Genomic DNA, 1,401 nt, shown 5'->3' with positions numbered 1-1,401 from the left:
GACCGATCTCGAGGCCAACGGCGAACGCAATCGCGTCCTTTCGTTGCTGAAGGCACGCGGCATGAGCCATTCCAAGCAGCTGCGGGAATACCGCCTGACGGATCACGGCATCGAGATGGTGCCCGTTTACGTCGGACCCGATGGTGTGCTCACCGGCACCGCACGGGTCGCCCAGGAAGCGCGCGAACGGGAGGCCGAACAGGCCAGGCAGGACAGGGTCACGGCCCGCCGGAGGGTGCTGGAGCGTCGTCGTGTTGCGGTTGAGCGGCAGATCGCCGAACTGCAGGCCGAGCTGGAGAGCGAAGAGGCCGAGGTGACCCGGATGGGCGAGCAGGACGAGGTGGACGCGACCAACCGCCATGCCGACCGATCCCTGATGTCGACGCTGCGAGGTGACTTGTGAGCGCCGCACACGACGTACCCCTCGACGACGATGGCCAGGTTCACCTGCGCCTGTACGTCGCCGGCCAGACGCCCAAGTCGCTGGCGGCCATCGCCAACCTGAAGCGGCTTTGCGAAGAGCATCTGGCCGGGCGTTACACCATCGAAGTGGTCGACCTACAGGTGACGCCGCAGCTGGCTGCGGGCGACCAGATCGTGGCGGTCCCCACACTCATCCGGCGCCTGCCGCCGCCGCTGCGTCGCGTCATCGGCGACCTGTCCAATGCGGAGCGCGTCCTCGTGGGCCTGGACATGATCCCGCGGTCGTCCGCGACATGACCTCGTTGCCGCACTACCAGCTCCGACTGTTCATCACCGGCTCCACGCCCCGTTCCACGCGTGCCATCGAAAACCTGCGCAAAATCTGCGAAGAGAATCTCGACGGCCGGTACGAGCTCGAGGTTATCGATGTGTACGAGCGCCCGGAGACAACGAGGGACCTGCAGATCGTTGCCACGCCGACGCTGGTCAAGGTGTTGCCCGAGCCTTTGCGTCGCATCATCGGGGACCTCTCCGATGAGCTCAAAGTCCTGGCCGGGCTCGACCTTGCGCCACGGCCACCCGAACGAGGCTGATGGTGCGCGACGATTACCTTGAAGACGAACTGCCCAGCCGTGAACGGCTCGAGGAACGGCTGCGCGAGGCGGAAGAAACGCTGGATGCCATCCGTCGGGGTGAAGTGGACGCGGTGGTCGTCCACCATCCCGAGGGGCAGCGCATCTACACGCTCGAGAGTGCCGACCGGCCCTATCGCGTGCTCGTTGAACACATGCAGGAAGGCGCCGTCACCCTGACGGGGGACGGGGTGGTCCTTTACTGCAACCAACGCTTCGCTTCCTTGCTGGGCTCGACGCGCGAGTCGATGATCGGCCGCTCCGTCGTGCCGTATCTGGAGCGTGCCGATGCCGCGTTGATGGCCGAGATGCTGTCCCCGGGTGCGGAAGCGGGCAGGGCGGCGGA

Annotated in this window: 4 protein-coding genes; all 4 read left to right on the top strand. The window is 66.2% G+C overall.

Going from position 1 to position 1,401, the window contains the following annotated elements; translation table 11 throughout:
- Positions 1 to 403: hypothetical protein (locus tag AC1DT2_RS23435; RefSeq protein WP_477299076.1), on the top strand; the 403-nt coding region annotated here is incomplete at its 5' end.
- Entirely contained in the window at positions 400 to 720 is a 321-nt protein-coding gene (locus AC1DT2_RS23430; RefSeq protein ID WP_063572427.1) for a circadian clock KaiB family protein, read from the top strand. The genes AC1DT2_RS23435 and AC1DT2_RS23430, both read left to right, overlap by 4 nt.
- The gene (locus AC1DT2_RS23425; RefSeq protein ID WP_063572426.1) at positions 717 to 1,016 is read left to right on the top strand and encodes a circadian clock KaiB family protein; all 300 of its coding nucleotides are present in this window, start codon (positions 717 to 719) and stop codon (positions 1,014 to 1,016) included. Before AC1DT2_RS23430 ends, AC1DT2_RS23425 begins: the two co-directional genes overlap by 4 nt.
- A partial coding sequence (locus AC1DT2_RS23420; protein ID WP_477299074.1) for a PAS domain-containing protein occupies positions 1,016 to 1,401 on the top strand: 386 nt, incomplete at its 3' end. The genes AC1DT2_RS23425 and AC1DT2_RS23420, both read left to right, overlap by 1 nt.

Source organism: Luteibacter sp. P4_E6, from assembly GCF_056401535.1.
Note: the sequence above shows the minus strand (reverse complement) of the source record. Positions and strands in the feature narration are given on the sequence as shown.

What these genes read in the sequence shown, in the direction of transcription:
- AC1DT2_RS23425 (WP_063572426.1), top strand. Translation starts at nt 717, where the DNA reads ATGACCTCGTTGCCGCACTACCAGCTCCGACTGTTCATCACCGGCTCC.